Source organism: Streptomyces sp. NBC_00080, assembly GCF_045041255.1.
Lineage (GTDB): Bacteria > Actinomycetota > Actinomycetes > Streptomycetales > Streptomycetaceae > Streptomyces > Streptomyces coriariae.
Genome location: NZ_CP108235.1, coordinates 1,861,133 through 1,887,151 on the forward strand (window position 1 = coordinate 1,861,133; position 26,019 = coordinate 1,887,151).

The 26,019-nt window shown below is 71.7% G+C and carries 20 protein-coding genes and 1 pseudogene; 8 read left to right on the plus strand and 13 right to left on the minus strand.

Annotated features, from left to right (window positions below; genetic code table 11):
- Positions 1 to 59 precede the first annotated feature (59 nt).
- Positions 60 to 815 carry a CDP-alcohol phosphatidyltransferase family protein gene (locus OHU34_RS08310; RefSeq protein WP_142266993.1) on the plus strand — a complete coding sequence of 252 codons (756 nt, stop codon included), beginning with the start codon at positions 60 to 62 and terminating at the stop codon, positions 813 to 815.
- 74 nt (positions 816 to 889) lie between these two features.
- Here OHU34_RS08310 and OHU34_RS08315 read toward each other — a convergent pair whose 3' ends face one another.
- From OHU34_RS08315 to OHU34_RS08340, 6 genes are all read right to left on the minus strand, one after another.
- Positions 890 to 1,651 (minus strand): YcnI family protein, encoded by a 762-nt coding sequence (locus tag OHU34_RS08315; protein WP_230194171.1) that lies wholly within the window; start codon positions 1,649 to 1,651, stop codon positions 890 to 892.
- Between the two features lie 56 nt (positions 1,652 to 1,707).
- Positions 1,708 to 2,325, minus strand: coding sequence for a hypothetical protein (locus OHU34_RS08320; protein WP_405765625.1), 618 nt, complete (start codon positions 2,323 to 2,325; stop codon positions 1,708 to 1,710).
- Between the two features lie 180 nt (positions 2,326 to 2,505).
- Positions 2,506 to 3,735, minus strand: a complete 1,230-nt coding sequence (locus OHU34_RS08325) for an MDR family MFS transporter (RefSeq protein ID WP_405765627.1) — start codon at positions 3,733 to 3,735, stop codon at positions 2,506 to 2,508.
- On the minus strand, positions 3,732 to 5,525 hold the full coding sequence (locus OHU34_RS08330; protein ID WP_405765628.1) for an ABC transporter permease subunit: 1,794 nt from the start codon (positions 5,523 to 5,525) through the stop codon (positions 3,732 to 3,734). The genes OHU34_RS08325 and OHU34_RS08330 overlap by 4 nt, the downstream gene beginning before the upstream one ends.
- Before the next feature lie 4 nt (positions 5,526 to 5,529).
- Entirely contained in the window at positions 5,530 to 7,059 is a 1,530-nt protein-coding gene (locus OHU34_RS08335; RefSeq protein ID WP_405765630.1) for an ABC transporter substrate-binding protein, read from the minus strand.
- Between the two features lie 4 nt (positions 7,060 to 7,063).
- Positions 7,064 to 7,711: a GNAT family N-acetyltransferase gene (locus OHU34_RS08340; RefSeq protein WP_142266987.1), complete on the minus strand. Its 648-nt coding sequence runs from the start codon at positions 7,709 to 7,711 to the stop codon at positions 7,064 to 7,066.
- Between the two features lie 126 nt (positions 7,712 to 7,837).
- Between OHU34_RS08340 and OHU34_RS08345 the strand changes: the two genes are divergently transcribed.
- Together OHU34_RS08345 and OHU34_RS08350 are read left to right on the plus strand one after the other, a co-directional pair.
- Positions 7,838 to 8,791, plus strand: coding sequence for an ArsA-related P-loop ATPase (locus OHU34_RS08345; RefSeq protein WP_405765633.1), 954 nt, complete (start codon positions 7,838 to 7,840; stop codon positions 8,789 to 8,791).
- Positions 8,788 to 9,075 (plus strand): annotated as a pseudogene (locus OHU34_RS08350) (SCO5389 family protein); the annotation flags it as partial. The gene OHU34_RS08345 and the pseudogene OHU34_RS08350, both read left to right, overlap by 4 nt.
- A gap of 515 nt (positions 9,076 to 9,590) precedes the next feature.
- Here OHU34_RS08350 and OHU34_RS08355 read toward each other — a convergent pair.
- The 5 genes from OHU34_RS08355 to OHU34_RS08375 all read right to left on the minus strand — a co-directional run bounded on the left by OHU34_RS08355 (position 9,591) and on the right by OHU34_RS08375 (position 16,189).
- Positions 9,591 to 11,468, minus strand: a complete 1,878-nt coding sequence (locus OHU34_RS08355; protein WP_405765636.1) for a discoidin domain-containing protein — start codon at positions 11,466 to 11,468, stop codon at positions 9,591 to 9,593.
- Between the two features lie 160 nt (positions 11,469 to 11,628).
- A complete protein-coding gene (locus OHU34_RS08360) occupies positions 11,629 to 12,987 on the minus strand; it encodes a GH1 family beta-glucosidase (protein ID WP_405765638.1) in 1,359 nt (452 codons plus the stop codon).
- Between the two features lie 29 nt (positions 12,988 to 13,016).
- On the minus strand, positions 13,017 to 13,856 hold the full coding sequence (locus tag OHU34_RS08365; RefSeq protein ID WP_028806141.1) for a carbohydrate ABC transporter permease: 840 nt from the start codon (positions 13,854 to 13,856) through the stop codon (positions 13,017 to 13,019).
- A 7-nt stretch (positions 13,857 to 13,863) separates the two neighbouring features.
- Positions 13,864 to 14,850, minus strand: coding sequence for a carbohydrate ABC transporter permease (locus OHU34_RS08370; RefSeq protein WP_020125688.1), 987 nt, complete (start codon positions 14,848 to 14,850; stop codon positions 13,864 to 13,866).
- A gap of 19 nt (positions 14,851 to 14,869) precedes the next feature.
- Positions 14,870 to 16,189 (minus strand): ABC transporter substrate-binding protein, encoded by a 1,320-nt coding sequence (locus OHU34_RS08375; RefSeq protein WP_142266982.1) that lies wholly within the window; start codon positions 16,187 to 16,189, stop codon positions 14,870 to 14,872.
- 230 nt (positions 16,190 to 16,419) lie between these two features.
- Here OHU34_RS08375 and OHU34_RS08380 point away from each other — a divergent pair, with 230 nt between their 5' ends.
- A complete protein-coding gene (locus tag OHU34_RS08380) occupies positions 16,420 to 18,216 on the plus strand; it encodes a coagulation factor 5/8 type domain-containing protein (RefSeq protein WP_405765641.1) in 1,797 nt (598 codons plus the stop codon).
- A 157-nt stretch (positions 18,217 to 18,373) separates the two neighbouring features.
- On the opposite strand, the gene OHU34_RS08385 is transcribed toward OHU34_RS08380, so the two are convergent.
- Both OHU34_RS08385 and OHU34_RS08390 read right to left on the minus strand, forming a co-directional pair.
- Positions 18,374 to 20,593: an elongation factor G gene (locus OHU34_RS08385; protein WP_405765642.1), complete on the minus strand. Its 2,220-nt coding sequence runs from the start codon at positions 20,591 to 20,593 to the stop codon at positions 18,374 to 18,376.
- A 427-nt stretch (positions 20,594 to 21,020) separates the two neighbouring features.
- Positions 21,021 to 21,725, minus strand: a complete 705-nt coding sequence (locus OHU34_RS08390) for a DNA polymerase beta superfamily protein (RefSeq protein WP_142266979.1) — start codon at positions 21,723 to 21,725, stop codon at positions 21,021 to 21,023.
- Positions 21,726 to 22,186: 461 nt separating this feature from the next.
- On the opposite strand from OHU34_RS08390, the gene OHU34_RS08395 reads away from it, so the two are divergent.
- The 4 genes from OHU34_RS08395 (at position 22,187) to OHU34_RS08410 (ending at position 25,981) form a co-directional block, all read left to right on the plus strand.
- The gene (locus tag OHU34_RS08395) at positions 22,187 to 22,981 is read left to right on the plus strand and encodes a hypothetical protein (protein WP_142268160.1); all 795 of its coding nucleotides are present in this window, start codon (positions 22,187 to 22,189) and stop codon (positions 22,979 to 22,981) included.
- Between the two features lie 77 nt (positions 22,982 to 23,058).
- Complete coding sequence (locus OHU34_RS08400; protein ID WP_405765644.1) at positions 23,059 to 24,249, plus strand: NAD(P)/FAD-dependent oxidoreductase; 1,191 nt, start codon at positions 23,059 to 23,061, stop codon at positions 24,247 to 24,249.
- The gene (locus tag OHU34_RS08405; protein WP_142266977.1) at positions 24,237 to 24,578 is read left to right on the plus strand and encodes a (2Fe-2S)-binding protein; all 342 of its coding nucleotides are present in this window, start codon (positions 24,237 to 24,239) and stop codon (positions 24,576 to 24,578) included. Before OHU34_RS08400 ends, OHU34_RS08405 begins: the two co-directional genes overlap by 13 nt.
- Positions 24,575 to 25,981 carry an NAD(P)/FAD-dependent oxidoreductase gene (locus tag OHU34_RS08410; protein WP_405765646.1) on the plus strand — a complete coding sequence of 469 codons (1,407 nt, stop codon included), beginning with the start codon at positions 24,575 to 24,577 and terminating at the stop codon, positions 25,979 to 25,981. The genes OHU34_RS08405 and OHU34_RS08410 overlap by 4 nt, the downstream gene beginning before the upstream one ends.
- Positions 25,982 to 26,019: the final 38 nt, after the last annotated feature.

Genomic DNA, 26,019 nt, shown 5'->3' on the forward strand with positions numbered 1-26,019 from the left:
CAGTCCGCGCACAGTACGCGGCACTGATCATCTTTGTCATCTGGCCGGAGGAATGTGCGGTGGCCCTGAACAACACTTACGACGCAAGGCTGGTCCAGCAGGAGACCGCTGTGGGAGCGGGCGTTCAGATCCTGTTGCTGGCTCTGCTCGGTTCGGCGATCGGCCTCGGGCCGGCGGGCTGGGTGACCGGTCTCGTCTTCGCCATCGCCACCTGGGGGGTGCTCTCCCGGGCGCTGCACCGCTCCAGCCTGCGCTCGTTCGGCCCGGCCAACCGGGTGACGCTCGGCCGGGCGACGCTGGTCGGCGGGGTGACCGCGCTGGTCGCGGATTCCTTCGAGAGCACGCCGCCCGTGACGCTGCTGGTCGGCCTGACGGCCGTGGCCCTGATACTCGACGGCGTCGACGGCAAGGTCGCCCGCCGCACCGGCACTTCGACGGCGCTGGGAGCGCGCTTCGACATGGAGGTCGACGCGTTCCTGATCCTGGTGCTCAGCGTGTACGTCTCGATGGCGCTCGGACCGTGGGTCCTGCTGATCGGCGGCATGCGCTACGTGTTCGTCGCGGCGGCCCGCGTCGCCCCCTGGCTCAATGCCCCGCTCCCGCCGAGCACCGCCCGCAAGACGGTCGCCGCGCTCCAGGGCGTCCTGCTGCTGCTGGCGGGCGCGAACCTGCTGCCGTACGCCGCCAACTTCGCCGTCGTCCTGCTGGCGCTGGGCTCGCTGGTGTGGTCCTTCGGCCGGGACGTGCTGTGGCTGTGGCGGACCTCGCGGATCGCCGCGCAGGCTCCGGCGCCGAAGGTCCTGGAGCTCGTGTAGCTCCCCCTCTCCCATGGGGCAGGGCCCGGACCGGGTTCACGGTCCGGGCCCTGCCCCATGGGCTTCCCGCGTGGTTACGACCGAGCCGACCGCGTCCGTACGACGGCGAAGCCGGCCGCCGCGAGGCCGAGCACGCCGACGGCCAGCCCCGCGACGCCCAGTCCGCGGGCGGTGGAGTCACCGGCGTCGGCCGCGGTGACCTGGACCGTGCCGCTCTGGGTGCCGTCCGCGCCGCTCGCACCGTCCGCGCTCTTGGAGGCCGCGTCGGAGGTGCCGTCGCTGTCGTCCGCCGCAGCCGCTGTCAGCTTCAGCACCGGCGCCGGGTCCTCCGGTTCGTCCGCGCCCGCCTCGGCCTCCTCGATCCAGCGGACGGTCTTGCCGTCGGAGTAGGTCTGGAGGGTCTTGAAGGCCAGTTGAGCCGCGTCGTCGGGAAGCCGGCCGAAGGCGACGTCGAAGTCCTCGTACTGGCCGGCGCCGATCTTCCCGCCGGTCCAGGTGATCTCGGAGACGGCCTCGCCGATCGTGCCGTCGTCCGTCTTGACGGGCGTCTTGAGCTTCGTGGTCGTCACCTTGGCGGTCCAGCCGTCCTGCGGATGGACCAGCACGCCGAGCACGGGGTGGTCGGTGGGGAGGAAGACCTGGACCTTGGTGGTGCTCGCGGTGTCCTCCTCGTTGGGGACCCGGAAGCTGAGGACGCCGTCCGTGGCGCCCTCGGCGTAGCTCTCGGGGTGCACGGTGACGTGCGCGGAGGCGGCACCGGCGGCGGCGAGGACCGCGGCGGCGGCGAGCACGGTGCCGAGACCGGCGCGGCGCAGGGCGGGGTGTGTCGTGGACATGAGTAGGTGATCTCCGTACAGGAAGGATGGGGATCCGGCTCGGGGCCGGCTCGGGGTCAGATGGCGTACGGGATCGGGGCGGGCGGTCCGCGGCGGCTCACCGCATGGCGCAGCAGCAGCTGCCGGAGCGGGACGGGCGCCGAGGCTGCGGGACGGACCGACGGCACGGGCGGCGGGGCAGGGGTCACCCGCGACCAGGCCCCGAGGCCCGGCAGGAAGGCGGCCGCCCAGCGCAGCAGCGACCACAGGGCGGCCTCACCGCGCCGCAGCCACCAGGAGGCGGCGAGCGCCGCGAGGACATGGGCCGCCGTCGCGTGCGCGGTCATCGCCGAGGCGGTGTGGGCGTGCAGGTGCATACCGTGCGCATGCGTACCGTGCGCGGACGTCATGGGCATCGCGGGCATGGTCCGCGCGGCCGTACGGGAGCGGGCCGCGTCGAAGGCGACGTGCAGGCCCGCCTGGGTGGCCAGCATGGCCGCGCCGATCCCGGGCAGGGCGCGTTCCCGGGCGCCGAGCAGCCACCCGGCGGTGAAAACGGCCAGGAATCCGGCGCCGTCCGCCCACGGCGGCGGTGTGTCACCCGTGGCGAGCCCGTGCCCGGCGGCGGCCAGCAGCACGCACACCGCGGCGAACACCGCGGCGCGCAGACTCCGGACGCCCGGGGACGCACTCATGGTGAGGGATCCTCCCACGCTCGACCGATACGTCGACCGCCGCCGCGGTGTTCACGTTCTCCCGGTTCCTGCGCGCCCGCGTTCACGCGTTCCCCCGCCACCGCGTTTCCCCGCCACCGCGTTCGCGTGCTCACGCGTTTCCCGCGTTTCCGCGTCTCCCGGGTTTTCGGGTTCCCGGGTTCACGTCCGCCGGGGAAGGAGCCCGATGGCCGCGGCCGGTACGGCGGCCAGGAGGAGCCAGGGGACGGCAGGGGGCAGCCCGGCGTCCAGGAGGGTGCCGGTGGCCGCGCTGCCGAGCAGCACGACCAGCCCGGAGACCGAGGACAGTGCCCCGGTGTACAGGCCGAGCCGGCCCTCCTCGGCGAGGTCGGTCACCCAGGCACGGGTGGCGGGCACGACGAGCATCTGACCGAGCGTGAGCAGCAGGACGAAGCAGGCCGCGGGCAGCAGCCCGGCCGTCCCGGTCCGTCCGGCGGGCCGGGCCACGGCCACCACCGCGAATCCCACGGCGATCAGCACGAGCCCGGCCGCCATCGAGCGGCGCAGGTCGATCCGCTCCCCCGCCCACCGGGTGACCGGCAACTGGGCCGTCACGACCAGCAGCGACGACAGCGCGAACAGCCAGGCGAGCGGTGCCTGCGAGGCGGCCGCCCGCTCCACCTCGGCGGGCAGGGCGAGGTAGAGCTGGTTGTAGGCGAGGAGATGGGTGCCGTACGCGCAGCACAGGGCGAGGAAGCGGCGGTTGCGGAGCAACGGGCCTGTTCCGCCGCGCACTTGGATCCGGGAGCGGCCGGGGATGTGCTGCGGCAGCAGCCGGGCGTGAGCGGCCAGGACGAGGACGAAGACGCCGGCTCCGGCCATGCACACCGCGCGGAAGTCGACGGCGAGGAGCAGTGCGCCGAGCAGCGGCCCGACGAACGCCCCGGCCTGTCCGGCGACCGTGAACAGCGCGAGCACCCGGGTCCGCGGCCCACCGCCCGACTCCTCGTGCACGACGGCCTGCCGCGCCACCTCGGACTCGACGGCCGGTGAGAACAGCGCGGCCGCGAACCCGATCAGCAGCACCGCCCCGATGACCGTCCAGGTCTGTTCGGCGTGTCCGAGCCAGCCGAACCCGGCGATGCGCAGCACGCACCCGGCAAGGACCACGGGCCGGACGCCGTAGCGGTCGGCGAGGGCCCCGCCGACCACGAACAGCCCCTGCTGGCTGAAGGTCCGCAGCCCCAGCACGAACCCGACCAGCCAGCCCGCCATGCCGACCGTGTCGCCCAGATGCCCGGCGAGGAACGGCAGGACGGCGAAGAAGCCGATGTTGAAGGCGAGTTGGCTCAGGATCAGCAGGCGCAGGAGGGGGGAGAGCGCAGCCGCCCCCTTCGCGCCGCGACGCGCGGAAAGCCGTGTCGCCGTCATCCGGCTCCCACCAACTCCGGTCGCGTGGAAGGCCGTTCCTCGGCGATCGGGTCCGCCGTACGAGGTCGCCGTGGCCTCGGTCGTCGCAGTCCGCCGGCCGCGGTCACCGCCAGGGCGCCGAGGACGGCGAGGACGGTCGCGGGGGCCAGGACGGCCCAGGGTGCGCGTTCGGCGTAGGGCTGGTTCTCGGCGAGGAGCAGGCCCCACTCGGGGGACGGCGGCTGGGCGCCGAGGCCGAGGAAGCCGAGCGAGGCCAGGGCGAGGGCGATGCCGGGCAGCCGGAGGAGGGCGTGCCGGGCCACGGGCGGGAGGACGGCGGGCAGGAGCTCGCTCCTCAGCAGATATCCGGGGCCTGCGCCGAGGGCGCGGGTGGCGGTCAGGTGGAGGGTGGCCCGTTCCTGGCGCAGCAGCGCGGAGGTGTGCGCGGCGAGCGGCGCCCAGGCCACGACGGCCACGGCGAGCACGGGCGTGGCGGACCCGCTCCCCCAGACCGCGGCGACGAGGAGCGCCGCGAGCACCGGCGGTACGGCGTTCACGGTGTCGACGAGCGGCCCGGACAACCGGGGCAGCAGCCCGAGCAGCACTCCGGCCGTCAGTGCGACCGCGCTGATGGCGAGGGCGAGGAGCAGGGTGTCGAGGGCGCCGTGCGCGACCCGGGCGAGGACGTCACGGCCGAGCGCGTCGGTGCCGAACGGATGGGCGGCGGAGGGGGGTCGCAGGCGCGTCGCGGTGTCGAGGGCGAGCGGATCGCGGGGCAGACCGAGGGAGATGACGACGGACAGCAGAAGACCGTATGCAATAGGCAGGATCCTGCGGACGGGCGGCGAAGGCCGGTGGAGCGTATGCAATGCGCCGTCGCGCAGCGCGGGGCCGATGAGCAGCCGGGCGGCGAGCCGGGCGCCGACGGTGGTGACGGCGGCGAGGACGACGAGGACGAGGGTGCCGGCCTGGAGGACGGGCAGGTCCTGCGCGATCGCGGCCTGGAGGGTGGTCCGGCCGAGCCCGGGGATGTCGAAGATCTGCTCCACGGCGACGGATCCGCCGGTCAGCCCCACGACGAACAGCCCGAGGTTGGGCAGCAGTCCGGGCACACAGCGGCGCAGCGCCTTGCGGGCGATGCTCCGGCCGGGCAGTCCGCGCGCGGCGGCGGCCACCGCCCAGGGCTCGGCGAAGGCGGCCGGCAACTGGTCGTCGAGAAGGCGTCCGAGCACCGCGCCGGCGGGCAGGCCCAGGGCCAGCGCGGGCAACACCGTCCACTGCGGGCCGTACCAGCCGAGAGCGGGCAGCCATCCCCACTGCACGCCGACAACGGTGGCGAGCACGGAAGCGGTGAGGAACTCGGGCAGCGCGGCGAGCACCGCGGAACCGGAGCCGCCGGCGGGGCGGCCCTCCAGCCGCCGCCGGGCGCCGAGGTACAGGGTGCGGGCACATACGCCGGCGGCGGTGACCAGGGCGACCGCCAACGCCACCGCCATCAGCAGCAGCGACGCGCCGAGCGCCTCGATGACCCCGGGCAGCACATCGGCACCGGAGATCCACGACCGTCCGGCGTCCCCGCGCGGCAACCCGGCGAGCCACTGCCCGAGGAGGCGCAACGGGCCTTCGTCCAGCCCGAGTTGGTCTCGGATGTCGGCGAGAACCTGGGGTGTGGCGTCACGGTCGGCGGACCGCGCCTTCAACACGGTCAGCGCCGGGTCGGTGTGCGACAGCCAGGGCAGCAGCCCGATGCCGCACACCAGCAGTGCGGCCAGCACGGCACGCCACAGCAGCGCGCCCAGCCTGCTCCTCATGCCGTCAGCGCCGGGTCCCGGCACCTACGAGCGTGCGCTCGTACGGATCGAGGAGCACCCCCTCGACCTCGGCGCCGACGCCGGTGATGACGCGCTGGTGGACCAGCGGGACGACGGCGTCGGTGCCGAGGATCGCGGCCTCGGCGGCCAGGGCGGCATCCTGCCGCTCACCGGTGTCGGCCACCGTCTGCGCCTCGGCGACCGCCCGGTCGACACCCTTGTCGCACAGCAGGGCGAGGTTGTAGCCGCCGCCGCAGGTGAAGTCACTGGCCAGGAGGGAGACGGGGTCGCCGGTGTCGAGGAGACTGTTGCGGGCGCCGAGGAAGGCGTCGAACTTCCCCGCGAGCGCGTCGCTCTCCAGCCTCGAGTACTCACGCACCTCCAACTTCACCTTGAAGCCGGCCTTCTCCAGCTGTTGCTTCAACACCTGTGCGGCTTCCGGGAGTTCGGGCCGGTTGTCATAGGTGGCGAGGGTGAGCGAGTCACCGCCGGGACGACCGGCCCTCGCCCGCCCGGTGGGCTGGACACGCTTGCCCTCGGTCCAGGTGACGGCGGGGCCGTAGATGCCGGCGCCGGCGTCCGCGTGCCCCTCGTAGACACCCTCGGCGAGGGCCGAGGTGTCGACGGCCGCCCGCGCGGCGGCCCGCAGGGCCGGGTCCTTGAAGACACCCGACTTCGCGTTGAGCAGCAGGCTGGTGGTGCGGGTCGTGGCGGTCTCACGGCGGGTGTCCGCGTCGAGGGTGGCCGCCTGGGCGACGGGTATCGCCTCGGCGAGGTCGACCTGTCCGGTGCGCAGGGCGTTGGCGCGGGCGGTGCCGTCGGCGATGAAGCGCGCCTCGACGCCGGAGGCCTGCGCCCGGCCGCCCCAGTAGTCGTCGAAGCGGTCCAGGTCGGCGGCGGTGGCGCCGGTGACCTCGGTGAGTTCGAAGGGTCCGGTGGCGGTGCCGACCGGATCGACGGCCCCCCTCTTCCCGTAGGCCTTCGGAGCGAGGACGGCGAGGCCGGGGCTCGACAGGCGCAGGGGCAGGACCGGGTCGGGGGCGGCGGTGGTGACGCGCACGCCGGTTCTGCCCTCCGCCTTCGCCGTGAGGGTGACGCCGGAGAGCGCGGCCGGGACCGGCTGGGCCTCGGTGGCGTGCGTGAGGGAGGCGGCGACAGCGGCGGGCGTGACCTCCGTACCGTCCTGGAAAGCGGCCTCGCGCAGGGTGAACAGCCAGCTGCGGTCGTCCACTCGGCGCCAGGACGCGGCGAGTGCGGGAGCGGCGGCGCCGTTGGCGTCGAGCGCGGTCAGCCCCTCGGTGACCCCGAGTCGGCTGAGGATCGTCGCGTCGGCGCCGTAGGGGGAGAGGTTCTCGGCGGGCGGGAAGGCGAGCGCGACGCGCAGCCGGGAGCCGTCGTCGGCGCCGGAGTCCGCATCGTCGTCGCCACCGGAGGAGGCGAAGCAGCCGACGAGCAGCGGGGTGAGGAAGACCGCGGCGAGAAGCCGGGGAGGCCGGGGACCGCGGGAAGGGCGGGGACGGCGGGGGAATCGCATGGAGTTACCGGCCTGTGGGACGAGGGCGGGAGGAGGAAGAGGAAGAGGCAGCGGGTGCGGAGGGGGCGACAGGGGAGGGAGCAGCGGGGAGGAGGACTTCGCGGGGGACGCCGAGAGGGACATCGAGGGGGACATCGAAGTGCACGATGCCCTGGCCGTCGGTCACTCCCTCCCGCTCGTCGTGCACGACCGTGCCGAGCGAGCGCCAGAACCCCTCGGCCCCCTCCACGGCCGGGTCCGTGTGCAGATAGACGGCCCCGTAGCCGCCGTCCGCGACCGCGAAGGCGAGGAGTTCGGCGACCAGGCGCCGGGCCAGGCCGCGTCGGCGGTGCTCCCGGCGGACGTAGACGCGGCGCAGCTGCGCGGTCGTGCCGCAGGGGTAGCGGTCGGCGACATGGCGTGGGTTCGGCGGGTGCGCGGGACCTCGGGAGTCCAGCGCCGCCGTGGCGACCACCTCGCCGTTCTCGCCGTCGAGCGCGACCAGCAGGGCGTGGCGGGCCGGGACGAGGTACGCGGCGACGGGGTCGATGATGTCGCCGTGCCAGCGGGGCACGTAACCGGTGCCGAAATCGCGGTAGACGGTGTCGAGCATGACGGCTCGGGCGCCGTCGAGGTCCTCGGGGCCCGCGGGCCTGATGCAGTAGTCACGCACTTGCGCATCATATGCATTAAGCGGAGCAAGTTGATCACTTAACCATCCCTCCCGGATTTGACAGAGATCACAGCGCGCCCCTAAATCTAGCCACATGACTTTCATTTTCAACAAGGGGGTGCTGTGATGCGCGTCGCGTTCGTGGGGAAGGGCGGCAGCGGCAAGACGACCCTGTCGGCCCTGTTCGCCCGGCAGTTGGCGCGATCCGGCGCACCGGTGCTGGCCGTGGACGGCGACATCAACCAGCATCTGTCCCAGACGCTGGACCCCGCGGCGGACACGGCGCCCTTCGAGGCCCCGCCCCTGGCCGCGCATCTGGGTGACATCAAGGACCTGCTGCGCGGCACGAACACGCGGATCACCTCCCGCGCGGCGATGGTCAAGACGACCCCGCCCGGCCGGGGCTCCCGGCTGCTGCGTCTGCTGGGCGAAGACCCACTGCACACGCGGCACGTCCAGCGGGTCGGCGGCGTGCCGTTGATGGTGACGGGCGAGTTCGACGAGAGCGACCTGGGGGTGGCCTGCTACCACTCGAAACTGGGCGCGGTGGAGCTCTACCTGAGCCACCTGGTGGACGGACCGGGCGAGTACCTGGTGATGGACATGACGGCCGGTGCGGACGCCTTCGCCTCCGGTCTGTTCACCCGGTTCGACATGACGTTCCTGGTGGCCGAACCCACCCGCAAGGGGGTCTCCGTCTACCGCCAGTACCGCGACCACGCCCGCGAGTTCGGCATCCCCCTCGCCGTGGTCGGCAACAAGGTCACCGGCGAGGACGACCTGCTCTTCCTCAAGGAGGAGGTGGGCGACGACCTCCTCACCCACCTCGTCGTCTCCCCCTGGGTCCGCTCGGCCGAACGGGGCAATCCCCAGGGCGAGCTGGAGGACGTCAACCGCCACGCCATCGGCCTCCTGCGCGAGACGGTCGACGCCCGCGAGAAGAACTGGCCGGCCCTGCACCGCCACGCCGTGGAGTTCCACCTGCGCAACGCCCGCGCCTGGGCGGACGCGGCGACCGGTGAGGACCTGGCCGCCCAGGTGGACCCGGAGTTCGTCCCCGGCCCGGTGTCACTGGCCTGAGAGGACCCCGCGAAGACCCCGCGCGCGTCGAGGCGGGTGACATCCGCGAGGAGGACTTCGTGGACACGGTCCGCACGTCCCTCCCCTACGCCTACGACCTCATCGCCCGCCTCGCCACCGAACTGCACGCGGGAATCGGCGAGTTCACCGACAGCCGGACTCCTCCCCCGTCCGAGCAGGAGCGCGGCCGACTCCTGCGCGCCCTCGCCGGCGACGCCATCCGCGGCGGCCTGGAACGCCACTTCGGCGTGACCCTGGCCTTCCAGAACTGCCACCGGGTGGCCTCACGATCGACACGGACCGCACGGAATCGTCTCCAGGGACAGGGGCTCGCTCCCGGCTGCACGACCAGTTCCGTTTTCGGGAACGGTTCCGCTCCCCCATCACGCGTGGGAGGGGAGCCGCCAGGTCCGTCTCCCCCGCCAGGAGCAGGACCGGCGACGGGAAGGCGGCCGGCGCCGCGCGGGCGGCAGCCGGGGAGAAGGCGCCCTCGGCCGCGTACGCAGGGGAGCCGAGACCCGCCCCTCGTACACCGCCCGATGCCCTCGGGGACGGGCCCGCAGGCCTTCGGGGTGTTTCTCGCCCTCACCGCCGCCGGTATGTTCGCGGACGAGAAGTCCGACGTGTTCCTGGCCGGCTGCGTCACGTCCGCCCTCGCCGCCGCACTGCTCGTCACGGGGGCCTGCCTGCGCTGGAGGTGCGAGCGGGCGGAGTAGGCAGGACGGTCACCCCCTTCCGCTGATCCGCCACGCGATCTCCCGCCGATCCCGCCACTGCCGTCGTCCGGTGTCGACCGCAGCTACCCCTTCTGCTCCACCCGCACCCAGTCCACCTCCGCCTGCACTCCCCCGCCGGCGATCCGGTCCACGCTCGACTGCGGCAGGCCCCAGTACGGGGTCGTGACCTGGTTCCAGCCGGCCGGGTACGCGCCGCCGAGGGCGAGGTTGAGGATCACGTACTGGTTGTGGCCGTAGACCCATGGGCCGCGGGTGGACTCCAGCTTGTTGCGGGTCGTCTCCTGGACGAGGCGGTCGTCGACGTAGAAGCGCATGCCGGTCGGCGTCCACTCCACGGCGTACGTGTGCCAGGCGTCGGCCCGGTCCCCGTTCGGGTAGGTCTGGCGGGCTCCGATGTTGCCGTCCGCGGAGTAGCCGGGGCCGTGCAGGGCGGAGCTGGTCCAGTCGGCGTAACCGATGTTCTCCATGATGTCGGTCTCGCCGGAGGCGGGCCAGGACACGGAAGGGTCGTCGACGTTGCTGCCCAACAACCAGAAGGCGGGCCAGAATCCGTCGCCGACAGGCAGCTTCATCCGGGCGCTGACCCGGCCGTAGGTGAAGTCGAACCTGGTGTGGGTGTCCACGCGGCCGGAGGTGAAGTCGTAGGTGCCGCCGCCCGCCTGGGTGCAGCCCTTGCAGTATCTGGCCCGCAGGACCAGAGCGCCGTTCTCGGTGCGGAGGTTCTCGGACGAGTCGACGTACGCCTGCGCCTCTCCGTTGACGGAGCCCATCTCCGTGCCGGTGCGTACGACACGCCACTTGGAGCGGTCGAGGGAGACGGTGGTGAAGTCGTCGAAGAACGTCGTCCGGTAGGTGCCCTGTTGCTCGCCGGGGAGGGCGGGGTAGGCGGCTGAGGCGCTGCCGCCCGTGCCCCAGACCTCGAACTCGTAGAGGGAATAGCCGAACTGCGCGGTGGCGGGGGCCGGGTTGTGGAAGGAGCGGCGTTCCTTGCCGAGCATCCGGACGTAACGCCCGGTCGCCGGCTGGGGCAGCCGCACGCTGTCGTGCACGCCGACCGCCTCGGACGGGGATGTCACGTTCGCCCGGCGCGTGGCGACCTCGGCGGCGGACGGCTGGTACACGGTTCGCCAGGTGCGGTTGTCGTCGGAGACCTGGAGTTGGTAGTCGACGGCGTAGGCCACCTCCCAGTAAAGCTCGACCGTGTCGATCGTCGACGTCGCACCGAGGTCGACACCGACCCAGCGGTCCGCGTTCCAGTCGCTCGACCAACGGGTGGCGTCGTCCTTCAGGTTGGCCGGGTGGCCGCCGTCCGTGACGAACGCCGGTGAATTGCCCGCGTGTTGGTAGTAGTTCGTGTAGGCCGGGTGGTTCAGGGCGAGGTTGGCACGCACGGTGGAGGCGGGGGCCGGTTCGCCGCCGTAGACCTTGAGGGAGTAGAGCGAATAGCCGTACGGCGTGGCGCGCTCCAGGCCGCGCAGCCGGAGGTAGCGCCCCGTCACCTCCTGGGGGTACGCGTGCGCGGTGACCGAGCCTCCGGTGCCGGCGGTCTCCGTGTAGAACGGCGTCCAGTCGGTGCCGTTCTTCGACACCTCCAGGACGTAGCGCTTGCCGTAGGCGGCCTCCCAGTCCAGGACGACCCGGTCGACCCGGAGGGTCGTGCCGAGATCGAGGCGGATCCAGGCGTCGTCGGCGAAGTCGCTGGACCAGCGGGTGGCGGCGTTGCCGTCGAAGGCGAGGCCGGGGGCGGTACCGCCGTTCTCACTGCCGGAGGCGGTGACGGCGGCCGGGTTCGCGGCGTACGCGGCCGCGGCGCGGTCGGCGTCCCAGGCGGGTGCGTCGGCAGCGACCGGTGCCCCGACGGCGGGTCCCGCGCCCAGCAGGGCCAGGGCGGCGACGGCGGTCAGGAGGGTGCGGGGAGTGCGAGCGGTACGTGATGACATGCGGCTCTCCTCGGTACAGACGGTTTCCTCGGTGGAAGTCAGGTCTCCTCGGTGGACGACAGGTGGCAGGAGCGTTCGGACTGTCATGCACATGACATTCAGGGACCTGGGGCGTGGCGGGCGCGCGCTCCCACACCCGCGCCCGCCGTGCCCCGCGCCCTCAGGCGGCCTTCACCACCCCTTCCCGGTGGCTACGGATGATCTCCGCGTAGTGGCGTCCGGTGCCCTTGATCGTGCGGGCCTGGGTGCGGTAGTCGACGTGGACGAGGCCGAAGCGCTTGTCGTAGCCGTACGCCCACTCGAAGTTGTCCAGCAGGGACCAGGCGAAGTAGCCGGCCAGCGGGGCGCCCTTGCGGGCGGCGGAGGCACAGGCGGCGAGGTGGCCCGTCAGGTAGGCCTGACGCTCCGGGTCGTCGACGGTGCCGTCCGGACGGACGATGTCGGGGTACGAGGAACCGTTTTCCGTGACGTACAGCCGTCGCGCTCCGTACTCGTCGGTCAGGCGGAGCAGCAGTGTCTCGATGCCGCTCGCGTCGACCTCCCAGTCCATCCCGGTGCGCGGGACGCCGTCCCGGCGGACGGAACGGGCGCGCGGGGCGGGCCCGTCGGGGTCGTCGCTCACCGTGGCCGGGAAGTAGTAGTTCAGGCCCAGCCAGTCCAGCGGCGCGGCGATCGTCGCCAAGTCGCCTGGCTGCTCCGGAAGTTCGACTCCGTACACCTCCCGCATGTCGGCCGGGAAGCCTCGGCCGTGTACCGGGTCGAGCCACCAGCGGTTGGTGTGACCGTCCATGCGGCGGGCGGCGGCGATGTCCTCGGGACGGTCGGTGGCCGGGTGGACGGTGGAAAGGTTGTTGACGATGCCGATCTCGGCGTGCGGGACCGCCGCCCGGATGGCCTGGACGGCGAGTCCGTGGCCGAGAAGCAGGTGGTAGGAAGCACGGACCGCCGCCGTCAGGTCCGTGAGGCCGGGGGCCATCTTGCCTTCGAGGTGGCCGATCCAGGCCGAGCACAGCGGTTCGTTCAGGGTGGCCCAGTGGGTGACGCGGTCGCCCAGCCGCTCGGCGACGACCGACGCGTACGCGGCGAAGTGCTCCGCGGTCTCCCGCTCGGGCCAGCCGCCGCGGTCCTGGAGCACCTGCGGAAGGTCCCAGTGGTAGAGGGTGACGGACGGGGTGATGCCCGCCTCCAGCAGGCCGTCGATCAATTTGTCGTAGAAGCCGAGGCCCTTGGGGTTCACCGGACCGTCGCCGCCCGGCACCACCCGGGGCCAGGCGATCGACAAACGGTAAGCATTGGAACCGAGTTGACGCATCAGGCCGATGTCGTCGCGCCAGCGGTGGTAGTGGTCGCATGCGACGTCGCCGTGGTCGTCGCCCGCGATCTTTCCGGGTGTGTGCGAGAAGGTGTCCCAGATCGACGGCGAACGGCCGTCCTCCGCCACGGCTCCCTCGATCTGGTACGCCGAGGTGGCGGTTCCCCACAGGAAGTCCTGGGGCAGGGCGGCAAAGTCGATGGTCACTGAAGTCCTCTCGGAATCGGGGTGGTTGCTCACTTCACGGCTCCGGCCGTCAGTCCGGCGACGAGATAGCGCTGGAGCAGCAGGAAGCCGGCCACCACCGGCACACTGACCACCAGCGAGGCGGCCATGATCTGGTTCCAGTACACGTCGTTGAGGGTGGAGTAGCCCTGGAGTCCGACGGCGAGCGTGCGGGTGGTGTCGTTGGTCATGACGGAGGCGAACAGCACCTCGCCCCAGGCGGTCATGAAGGCGTAGACGGCGACCGCCACGATGCCGGGGATCGCGGCCGGTACGACGATCCGGAAGAGCGCGCCGAGCGGACCGCAGCCGTCCACCAGCGCCGCCTCGTCGAGGTCGCGCGGCACCGAGTCGAAGTAGCCGATCAGCATCCAGATGGAGAAGGGGAGGGAGAAGGTCAGATACGTCAGGATCAGGCCGCCGCGCGAGCCGAACAGTGCGATGCCGGTGGCATTGCCGATGTTGACGTAGAGCAGGAACAGCGGGAGGAGGAAGAGGATCCCGGGAAACATCTGTGTCGAGAGCACGGTGACCGTGAAGACCCGTTTCCCACGGAAGTCGTAACGGCTTACCGCGTAGGCGCTGAACACGGCGATCACCACGGAGCAGACCGTGGCCGCGCCCGCCACGACCAGCGAGTTCACGAAGTACCTGGCCAGCGGGACCGTCGACCAGATGTCGATGTACGGGCGGATCGTCAGACCGCTGGGCAGCCAGCGGAACTTGCCCGTGACGTCGGCAAGCGGCTTCAGGGAGCTGGAGACCATCACGTACACCGGCAACAGCACGAAACCGGTGAGCAGGGTGAGGAAGATCCGCCGGGACCAGAGGAACGAGCGCGGTGGTGCCATCGGGGAGTCAGCGCGCATGTGAAGCCCTCCGTCCGCGCGAGGTGACGGCGAGGTAGACACCCGTCACGGCCAGCAGGAAGAGCAGCAGCAGGACGGACATCGCCGATCCGGTGCCGAAGTTCCAGGTCACGAAGGAGGCCTGGTAGATGTGGACCGAGATGAGATCGGCGGCCTCCGGTGCGGCCCTGCCGAACAGGACGAACGGCGTGTTGAAGTCGTTGAACGTCCAGAGGAACAGGACGAGGAGCAGGACCTGGTTGACCGCGCCCAGGGACGGAAGGGTGATGCGGCGGATCTGCTGCCACCTGCCCGCGCCGTCCAGTGCTGCCGCCTCGTACAGCTCGCCGGGGATGTTCTGGAGGCCGGCCATCACGATGAGGAAGGCGAACGGCCAGCCCTTCCACACCGACACGGTGAGCAACGCGTAGAAACTGTTGTCGCCGATCAGCCAGAAGGAGGGCTTGTCGGTGAGGTGCAGCTGGTCGTGCAGGACATGGTTCACCAGGCCGTTGTCGTGCTGGAACATGAAGACCCAGGTGATCACGGCCGCGTAGACCGGCAGGGCGTACGGCACCAGGAACAGCGCTCTCAGCAGGCCCCGGCCGCGGAAGGTGTCCTGCATGAAGATCGCCGCAGCGGTGCCGATGAGCCAGCACAGGCCCACCGAGAGCAGGGTGAAGCCGACGGTGACGAGGAACGAGTGCAGCAGGGCCTCGCCGACCGGGGCGTCGAAGTCCACCGACACCTTGTAGTTGTCGAGGCCGGACCAGGGCGCCGTGCCCCAGTCACGGATGTAGAACTGGGTGAGCTCCTTGAAGCTCATCACGATGCCGATCACCATCGGCACCAGATGGACGAGGAGTTCGAGAACCAGGGCGGGCAGGAGCAGCAGGTAGGGCAGTCCGATGCGACGGATCCGGCCGGGACGCGGGCGCGGGGCCCGCTCGGATCCAGGCTCTGTCCGAGGCTTTTCGACCTCGGCTGTGGTGGTCATCTGGCTCACTTCGTCCGGCTCACTTCGTCGGCATCTGCTGCTGGGCCTTGGCGAGCTTGGCCTTCACCGACTCGGTGGTCACCGCACGGCCGGCCGCCGCGTCGGCGAACAGCTCCTTGACGGCCGTACCGATCACCGTCTCGAACTGCGACTCGTCGGCGACCTGCGGCAGCGCTGCGGCGCTCTTGGCGAGGGTGTCCTTCAGCACCGCGTTCGCGGGGGAGTTGAACCCGGGGTCCGACTGGGCGGAGGCGACCGGCGGGATGGTGCTGTAGGCCTTGTTGAGGATCTTCTGCTCCTCGTCGCCGGTCATGAACTTCACGAACTCGGTGGCGCCCTCGAGGTTGTCGGTGTTCTTGAAGACCGCCAGGTTGATACCCGCGACCATCGAGTTGACCTGGGCGCCGGGGCCGGGGGTGCCGGACTGCACGGGCACCGGGGCGATGCCGTACTTGTCCTCGCTCATGCCCTGGGACTTGAGGTTGGCGGACGCGGTCTGCCACAGCAGCATCGCCGTCTTCCCCTTGGCGAAGTCGCTCACGGACTGGTTCTGCGCGTACTCGGCGTTGCCCTGCGGGATGGCCTTGTCCTTCGCCATCAGGTCGACGTACTGCTTGACCGCCGAGACCGCGCCGTCGGACGTGAAGTCGGGCTTTCCGTCGGCGGTGAAGAAGTCGGCGCCGTGCTGCTTGGCGAAGACGAAGACGTGATGGACGTTTTCCGAGACGTTCGCGCCCTCGGCGCCCAGGACCTGCTTGCCCTTCGCCTGGATCTTCTTGCCGTCGGCCACCAACTCGGCCCACGTGGCAGGTGGTTGGGCTATACCGGCATCGGCGAAGATCTGCTTGTTGTAGTACAGGGCGTAGGCCATCGAGTACAGCGGCACAGCGGCCGGGTCCTTGCCCTGTGCTCCGGTCGAGCCGAGCGCAGATTCGACGAAACGGTTTCTGCCGCCGATCTTCGCCAGGTTCGCCTCGTCCCAGGGCAGCAGCGCGCCCGTGGCCTGGAGCGAGGCAGACCAGGTGTTGCCGATGTTGAGGACGTCGGGGCCCTGGCCGGAGGTGGTCGCCGTGAGGATCCGGTTGAGCAGGTCCGACCAGGGGACGACCTCCAGCTTCACCTTGATCCCGGTCCGCTTCTCGAACTTGTCGAGTTCCGGCTGGAGGACCTTCTTGTCCACCTCGATGCTCGCGCCCTGGTTCGAGGCCCAGTACGTGAGGGTCTTCGGCGAGTCGTTGGAGCCTTCGCCGTCCGTCGAGGTGCCGCCGCCACAGGCCGTGGCCGCGAGGGCGAGTGACATGACGACGGCGCCTGTGGCCGCGGCTCGGATGGTGCGCATGGGTCGGCTCCCGGTGTCATCAGGGCTTAATTTAGGACGTGAGTTAAACCTCGGAAAAGGGCCGCGTCAAGTGTTCCGGCACAGTCCGGGGAACTCCGGTCCCACCACTTGACGCGCACGTTCAGGTAGTTGAAGCATTCAGCGCTGAGAGAGCGCTCTCAACCCAGCGACCGTTCACTTCCTTAAATCAGCCGTTCACTTGGAGCGGCCTGGACCGAGGAGAGCCGCCCGTGCCCCACACTCCGTCGTCGCAACCGCCCGCCGTGCGCCGCAGAACAGTCCTCGCCGCAGCCGCCACGGCCGCCGCAGCCCCCGCCCTCGCCGGACTCGCCGCCGCGCCGGCCTCCGCCGCCCCGCGCGGAAAGCGCTTGCGCGCCCTTCCGGGCGGTGGCGACCTCGGACCGAACGTCCTGGTCTTCGACCCGTCGACCCCGGACATCCAGGCCCGGCTGGACGGGGTGTTCCGGCAGCAGGAGTCGGCCCAGTTCGGCACCGGCCGCTACGCGTTGCTGTTCCGGCCCGGTACCTACCACGGCCTCAACGCCCAACTCGGCTTCTACACCTCGATCGCCGGCCTCGGCCTCTCCCCCGACGACACGACCATCAACGGTGACGTGACCGTCGACGCGGGCTGGTTCGGCGGCAACGCCACGCAGAACTTCTGGCGTTCGGCGGAGAACCTCGCGCTCGTCCCGGTCAGCGGCACCAACCGGTGGGCCGTCGCGCAGGCCGCACCCTTCCGCCGCATGCACATCCGCGGCGGCCTCGACCTCGCCCCGTCCGGTTACGGTTGGGCCAGCGGCGGCTACATCGCCGACAGCCGTGTCGACGGCGAGATCGGCCCCTACTCGCAGCAGCAGTGGTACACCCGGGACAGCGCGATCGGCAGCTGGCTCAACGGCGTCTGGAACATGGTGTTCTCGGGGGTGGAGGGCGCGCCCGCCCAGAGCTTCCCCAACCCGCCGTACACCACGCTCGACACGACCCCGGTCTCACGTGAGAAGCCGTTCCTGTACGTCGACGGCGCCGGTGCCTTCCGCGTCTTCCTGCCCGCCAAGCGCACCAACGCGCGCGGGGTCACCTGGGGCAACGGCACACCGCGCGGCAGCTCACTGCCCCTGTCGCGGTTCTACGTCGCCAAGCCGGGCGTCTCCGCCGCCACGCTCAACCAGGCACTCGCGCAGGGCCTGAACCTGCTGCTGACGCCGGGGATCTACCACCTCGACCGGCCGATTCAGGTGAACCGCGCCGACACCGTCGTGCTGGGCCTGGGTTACGCCACCCTGATCCCGGACAACGGCGTCGGAGCGCTGAAGGTGGCCGACGTCGACGGGGTCCGGCTGGCCGGCTTCCTCGTCGACGCCGGACCGGTCAACTCCCCGGTCCTGCTGGAAGTCGGTCCGTCCGGCGCGTCGCGCGACCACTCCGCCAACCCCACCACCGTCCAGGACGTGTTCGTCCGGATCGGCGGGGCGGGCGCCGGCAAGGCCACCACCAGCATGGTGATCAACAACCGTCACACGATCGTCGACCACACCTGGGTCTGGCGCGCCGACCACGGCGAGGGCGTCGGCTGGGAGACCAACCGGGCCGACTACGGCGTCGTCGTCAACGGCCACGACGTGCTGGCCACGGGCCTGTTCGTGGAACACTTCAACAAGTACGACGTGCAGTGGAACGGCCAGCGCGGCCGCACGATCTTCTTCCAGAACGAGAAGGCCTACGACGCGCCGAACCAGGCGTCGATCCAGAACGGCTCGGTAAAGGGTTACGCCGCCTACAAGGTCGGTGCCCACGTCACCTCGCACGAGGGCTGGGGTCTGGGCAGCTACTGCTACTACAACGTCGACCCGACGATCGTCCAGCACCACGGCTTCGCCGCCCCGAAGGCCCCGGGCGTGAAGTTCCACGACCTGCTGGTGGTCTCCCTGTGCGGACAGGGCCAGTACGAGCACGTCATCAACGACCTCGGGGCGCCGACCTCCGGTACGTCGACGGTGCCGTCGACCGTGGTGTCGTATCCCTGACCTGTCCGTGCGGCGTGGACGACCCTGACCGGACACGGCCCGCGCCGCACACACCGCAGGGGTGACCCGCGCCTTCGGTTCGTGCCACGAACGTCAGTGTTCGTGGCACGAACCACCGAGGCGGCCTTGGCCTGCGACCTCGCGGGAAGGCCTGGGCCTACCGCGTCGTCGCCGTCGCCGGCGCCGGGGCGTACCCCGTCGGCCGGGCCGAGAAGGTCCCCCGGCCCTGGGTCCGGCTGCGCAGCCGGGTCGCGTAGCCGAACAGTTCGGCCAGCGGCACGGTGGCGGTGACCACCGCCGAACCGCCGCGCACAGCCGAGTCGGTGACCCGCCCGCGCCGTGCCGCCAGGTCGCCGAGGACTCCGCCGACGGCGTCCTCGGCAACGGTCACCGTGACCTCTACGACGGGTTCCAGCACGACCATCGCGCAGCCGCGCAGGGCTTCCCGCAGCCCGAGCCGGCCGGCCGTGCGGAAGGCCATCTCCGAGGAGTCCTTCACATGGGTCGCCCCGTCGGTCAGGGTGACCCGCAGCCCGGTGACCGGATGCCCGCCCACGGGGCCCTCGGCGAGGGCGTCCCGGCAGCCGGCCTCGACCGCGCGGACGTACTCCTGCGGCACCCGTCCACCGACGACCGCAGACCGGAATGTGAAACCGGTTTCGGCACCGTCTCCCGCTTCCTCCGCGTCGAGTGGCTCGACATCGAGCACGATCTGCGCGAACTGCCCGGCCCCACCGTCCTGTTTGACATGCCGGAAGAGCAGACCCGACACCCCGCGGGCGACCGTCTCACGGTAGGTCACCCTCGGACGACCCACGTTGACGTCCAGACCGAGGCTGCGCCGGATCTTCTCCACCGCCACCTCCAGGTGCAGTTCCCCCATGCCGGACAGCACCGTCTGACCGGTCTCCGGGTCGGTCCGGACGACCAGCGAGGGGTCCTCCTCGGCCAGCCGGGCAAGCGCCGAGACCAGCCGGTCGGCGTCGGTGCTCGTGCGTGCCTCGACCGCCACGGAGACCACCGGGTCGGCCACCCCCGGCGGTTCCAGCACGAGGGGCGCCCCCGGCGCGCTCAGCGTCGAACCGGCACGGGCCGACTTCAGCCCGATCACGGCCACGATGTCCCCGGCGACCGCGCGCTCCAGCTGGGCGTGCCGGTCGGCCTGCACCCGCAGGATCCGGCCGATCCGCTCGATACGCCGCGCGCCGGACTCCCATACCGCGTCTCCTTTCTCGATCGTGCCCGAGTACACCCGCAGATAGGTGAGCCGGCCCGTGGGGGTCGCGGCGACCTTGAACGCGAGCGCCGCGAACGGTGCGGCGGGGTCGGCGGGGCGTTGTTCGCCTACGGCATCCTGCATACGGTCGGCGGTTTCGTGCTGACGGTCGGCACTCTCGCGCTGGCGGTCGGCGGTTTCGTGCATACCGTGGACAGTGCCGTGCATACCGTCGGCAGCGTCACGCATACCGCCCTTGGTATTTCGCATACCGGCGACGCCACCCGGCGTACCGCATACCGGCGGCACGTCCGACGGCGACGGCAGATAGGCGACGACGGCGTCGAGCAGCGGTTCGATCCCGCGGTTGCGGTAGGCCGAGCCACACAGCACGACCACCGCGTCGCCCGTCCCGGTCAGCTCGCGCAGGGCACCGGAGAGGGTCTCGACGGAGAGTGTCTCCCGGTCGCAGAACTCCTCCAGCGCGGCCGGGTGCCGCTCCGCCACGGCTTCCTCCAGCAGCCGGCGCCGGCGCAGCGCCTCCTCCCGAAGGCCCTCCGGCACATCGTCCTCGACCGCCGTCTCGCCGCCGTCGCTCCAGGTCAGCGCCCGCATGCGCAGCAGGTCGACGACGCCGGTGAAGCCGTCCTCCGTGCCGATCGGCAGTTGCACGACCAGCGGGACCGGATGGAGACGTTCGCGGATCGACGCCACCGCGGCATCGAGGTCGGCGCCCACCCGGTCCAGCTTGTTGACGAACGCGATCCTCGGCACGCCGTGCCGGTCGGCCTGCCGCCACACGGACTCGCTCTGCGGTTCCACGCCCGCGACGGCGTCGAACACCGCGACCGCCCCGTCGAGCACCCGCAGGGATCGCTCCACCTCGTCGGCGAAGTCGACGTGCCCGGGGGTGTCGATCAGGTTGATGCGGTGACCGTCCCAGTCACAGCTGACGGCCGCGGCGAAGATGGTGATGCCACGGTCCCGCTCCTGGGGGTCGAAGTCGGTGATGGTCGTGCCGTCGTGGACCTCGCCGCGCTTGTGCGTGGTCCCGGTGGCATACAGGATCCGCTCCGTGACGGTGGTCTTGCCGGCGTCGACGTGGGCGAGGATGCCCAGGTTGCGCACGGCGGAGAGATGACGGTCGAGGTGGTTGCGCACGGCCCTTGGCCTTTCGGGGTGTTTCCGAGAACGGGCAGCGCGATTTCCGGACGTACGTCGGGACACGTGTGGGACGTGCCGATGCGCACATAGGCTGATGTGCCGTCAGATACCGCACATCAGCGGCGCATTGTCCAACTCAGGCGTTCGTCAGGACATCCGGTGCCGGCCGCGCAGCGAGCACCGGACGGACGGAGACACGAGGATCACCTCGTAGCGGGAGCGGGGAGCGACGACAGCGGTGTGGTCACGCATGGCCGGGCTCCCCTCGTTCGTCTCGGTACCGCGCTGCCCGTGTCGTGGGCCGCGCTCGGTTCCGGCGAGTGTAGGGGTGAACGGGCCCGCGCCGCACCCCATTTATCGCACGCGCCCCGCGGCTGTGCCGGCTTGGCTCCGCCTCCCGGCGCGGGGCGAGCGGGTCCGTCGGTCATCCGGGCATGGCCTGCGTCGCCGTGTAGAACTGCCTGCGCACCCGGCGCAGCCATGCGTCGGCGGCCGTCTCGTCGGGCTGTTCGGGCAGCACGCTGCGCGTCTCGGCGAACGCCTCCTCGAAGCCCCGTAGCAGCGGCAGCGCGGCTTCGGGATCGGCCGCGACCTGCTCACCGAACGCGTGGTAGCTGTCGGGATCGTCGACGCGGATCGTCAACCACCCGGTGGCATACAGCTCGTAGCCCTGGGTGCACAGTCGCTTGAGGTGACGGGCGTGCTTGGCGGTCCGTTTGCGGGTTTCCGCGGCGAGGGGGCCTTGGCTGCGGTTCTGCAGTTTCCGGAACTGCTGTGTGGCGTAGCCGAGGTAGGCGTCCCGGACCCGGCGGGCGCTGAGCAACGTCACACGGAGGTCGATGAGTTCGTCACCGAGGGGGGTGCGCACCTCGTACAACTCGTCCGGCAACCAGACGAGTTCCATCACCGTCGGGTTGCCGCCGAGGGCGAGTCGGCACCACTTCGCCGCCTCGTGCAGGGTGCGGTCGGGTGCCGTGCTGACGTGCGACTCCTTCGGCCGGCTCAGGCCGTGCAGGTCCTCGGTGGGGGCGGCGAACATGCCGAGGCGGTCCACGTCGGAGCCTTCGTGGGCGAGCCCGTACGCGGTCGAGCCGACGATTCCGGACAGCAGGAGGTTGGTGACGGTCACAGGAGCCCCCGGTCGTTCCCTGGTGGTGATCACCTGCCCCCGTGGCCGGGCGGCAGAACCGCCATGATGCCCCGGCTCCGGCCCGGCCCACCTCGAATTTTCCGGCCGGCCGGCCTGCTCCGCCCGTGCTCGGCCCGGCGCCCCCTCCCGTCGGCCGCTTCACCCGTACGGATCAGTGCGCTGGTCGAGCGGCCCGGCCGGTGGTGCCGTGTAGGGGCAGAGGCAGCACCACAAGAGCCCACAAGGTGCCCGGGAAGCACCCAGGTCGACGAGAGGAATCCCTCGGGAACCCGCCCGGGGCGCGCCCACGCGGGGACCGGCCCCGCCCCGCCCCGTCCCCGAACCGTCCTCAGGAGGAATTAGTGACCAGCCCTCGCCTGTCGTCCCGACCGTCCACCCCACCCCGTCCCGCCGGGCCGTCCGGTCCGGCCGGGCCGACGCGTCCCGGCCGTCCGGTCCGTGTGCTGGCCGTCGCCCTGGCCGTCGGAACGCTGCTGGCCACGGCGGCCTGCTCCGACGACGGGGACGACAGCGCGTCGACCGACTCGAGCACCGCGACCTCGTCCGCCGGCCAACGGACCGCCACCGCGTCCCCCACCATCACGCCGCTCACCTCGGCCGGCGCCCAGACGGCGCTGATCACCGCGGGAGACCTCGAGGACAACTGGACGCAGGTGAAGACCGCGGCGAGCTGGCGGAACCGGATGCTCATCGGCACGGTCGACGCCGCGCAGTTCCTCACCGGCAAGACGCAGGCCGCCGACTGCCAGCGCCTGCTCGACGGGCTCTACGACGAAGACCTCCTGGGGCCCCCGCCCGGCCCGTCGGCGCTCACCGGTTTCACCGAGGGAAACTCCCGGCTGCTCTACCAGGTCGCCGCCTACCAACCGGCGAGCCTGGACCAGTCGTTCGACTGGCTCAAGACCCTGCCGACCGCGTGCGACCAGTTCAACGCGGTCGGCTCCGACGGCTCGACCCGTACCGTGCAGGTCGTCGAGGCCTCCCTGCCCAAGTCGGGCGACGCCCGGCAGGGCCTCACCGTGACGGTGGCGGGCCCCTCCGGCGGCACCCCGGTCACCCTCACCATGGACGTCGCCGTCGTGCGGGTCGGGGACGACGCGATCACGGTCACCAACGGCGGCACCGACGGAGCGGACCACGACAGCACCGAGGACGCGGTCAGCCACGGCACCACACGGCTCAAGGACGTACAGGAGGGCCGCACGCCGGCGCCGGAGCCCAGTGAGTTCGACTGAGCGAGCCGGTTCGACCGGGCGTGTCCCGCTGCTCCGGCCTTCTTCCCCACCTCTGCGCCATGTGACATATTACTGGCGTGACCAAGCGACCGAGCGGTGACGTCGTGGTGGTCGGCGCCAGCATGGTGGGCGCCGCCTGCGCGCTGTACGCGGCCCGTGCCGGACTGGACGTGATCCTGGTCGACCGGGGTCCGGTGGCCGGCGGCACGACCGGCGCGGGCGAGGGCAATATCCTGGTCTCCGACAAGGAGCCGGGGCCCGAACTCCAACTGGCTCTGCTGTCGGCTCGGTTGTGGGGCGAGCTGGCGCAAGAGCTGGGCCCGGCCGTCGAGTACGAACCCAAGGGCGGTCTCGTCGTCGCCTCCACGCCCGCATCGCTCACCGCCCTCACGGGGCTGGCGGCCGGTCAGCGCGCGGCCGGGGTGTCGGCGGGCCATGTCCGGGCGGATCAACTCCACGAGCTGGAACCGCATTTGGCACGCGGCCTCGCGGGCGGGGTGCTGTACCCGCAGGACGCCCAGGTGATGCCCACCCTGGCCGCGGCCCACCTCGTACGGGCCTCGGGCGCCCGCCTGGAGACGGGCCGCACGGTGATACGGGTACTGCGCGACACTGCGGGTGCCGTTCGGGGCGTACGTACCGACCGGGGCGACGTCCTGGCGCCGGCCGTGGTGAACGCGGCCGGGACCTGGGGGGCCGAGGTCGCCGCGCTGGCGGGGGTCCGGCTGCCCGTACTCCCCCGTCGCGGCTTCGTCCTGGTCACCGAGCCGCTGCCGCGCCAGGTACGGCACAAGGTGTACGCCGCGGACTATGTGGCCGACGTGGCGAGCGACTCCGCCGCCCTGCAGACCTCACCGGTCGTCGAGGGGACCGCCGCCGGGCCCGTGCTGATCGGCGCGAGCCGTGAACGGGTCGGCTTCGACCGGTCCTTCTCGCTGCCGGTCGTACGCGCCCTGGCGGCGGGCGCGACGCGCCTGTTCCCCTTCCTGGAACACGTACGGGCGATGCGCACCTACCTCGGCTTCCGCCCCTACCTGCCCGACCATCTGCCCGCCGTCGGACCCGACCCTCGTGTGCCCGGGCTGTTCCACGCCTGCGGGCACGAGGGCGCGGGCATCGGGCTCGCCACCGGCACCGGCCACCTCATCGCGCAGACACTCACCGGCCGACGCCCGGAGCTGGACCTGGCACCGTTTCGCCCCGACCGTTTCGACCGTCCCGACCCCCTTGACCGCTTCGCCGAGGAGGCCCCGCCATGGATCCCCTGAAGCTGACCCGCGCCAGCCCCGGCGCACCGTTCACCGTGACCTTCGACGGCCGGGAGATCGAGGCGCTGCCCGGTCAGACGATCGCCGCCGCACTGTGGACGTCCGGTGTCACGGCCTGGCGCACCACGCGGGGCGAGGGACGGGCGCGCGGGGTCTTCTGCGGGATCGGCGTGTGTTTCGACTGCCTGGTGACCGTCGACGGCCGGTCCGGCCGACGGGCCTGCCTGGTGGCGGCGGTGCCGGGCGCGGACGTCCGTACGCAGGTGGGGACGGGCCACGAGGAAGCGGGTCCCGAGCAAGCGGATGGCGGAGGGGCGGAGCCACGATGACCTCGCATCGCCCGGTACTTGGGGTGATCGGCGCCGGCCCGGCCGGCCTCGCCGCCGCCCTGGCGGCCGCTGCCCGTGGCGTGCGCGTGGTCCTGATCGACTCCGCCGCCGAGGCGGGCGGACAGTTCTACCGGCAGCCCGCGCGGGGACTCGGCGCGCGTCGCCCACAGGCCCTCCATCACCAGTGGCGCACCTGGGAGCGACTGCGTGCCGGACTCGACACCCACCTTGCCGCCGACCGCATCACTGAACTGAGTGATCGTCATGTGTGGTGCGTGGAGCGGAACTCGGGCGGATTTACCGTGCACGCGCTGATCGGTCCGGAGCAGGAGGAGTCCGTGGCGGTCCACGCGGACGGGGTGTTGCTGGCGACCGGCGGCTACGAGAAGGTTCTGCCCTTCCCCGGCTGGACACTGCCCGGAGTGGTCACCGCGGGCGGTGCCCAGGCGCTGCTGAAGGGCGGGCTCGTACTGCCCGGCCGTACGGCCCTCGTGGCCGGCACCGGGCCCCTGTTGCTTCCCGTCGCCACCGGCCTCGCGGCTGCGGGCGCCCAGGTCGTCGCCCTGGTGGAGTCGGCCGGACCGGCGGATTTCGCACGTCGGACGCGGACCTGGGCCGCTGCTCCCACGAAGCTCGCCGAGGGAGCCGGGTACGCGGCCCGACTCCTGCGTCAGCACGTTGCGGTGATGGCCCGTCATGCCGTGCTGGAGGCGCACGGGACCGAGCGGCTGGAGTCCGTCACCGTCGCCGCGCTGGACCCGGAAGGCCGGCCGTTGCCCGGCACGGAACGACGTATCGTCTGCGACACCCTCGCCGTGAGCCACGGTCTGCTGCCGCACACCGACCTCGCGGAGGGGCTCGGCTGCCGGCTCGACGGACCGGGCGTGCGCGTCGACGACGAACAGCGCACCGACGTCCCCGGCGTCTGGGCCGCCGGCGAGACCACGGGGATCGGCGGCTCGACGCTGTCGCTCGCCGAGGGGCACATCGCCGGACGGTCGGCGGCGGCCAGGCTGACGGGCACGGTCCCCGACCCGCGGGAGTGGGCCCCCGCCGCGCGGGCCCGTACCGGGCTGCGGTCGTTCTTCGCGGCACTGGACGCCGCGTATGCCGCCCGGCCCGCCCGGTGGACGGAGCAGGTCACCGACGAGACGGTCGTGTGCCGCTGCGAGGAGGTCACCGCCGGCGCCGTCCGCGAGGCCGTCGGCACACTCGGCGCGGGTGACCTGCGCACCGTGAAACTGCTGACCCGGGCCGGCATGGGCTGGTGCCAGGGCCGCATGTGCGAGCCGGGAGTGGCCGGCGTCGCGGGCTGCGCCCTCACTCCGGCACGACGGTTGCTGGCCCGCCCCGTACCCCTGGGGGTGCTGGCCGCTCCGGCCGATCCCTCGGCACCTCAGTGATATGTCACATGGCACCTTCGGAAGGAATGACTCACCGT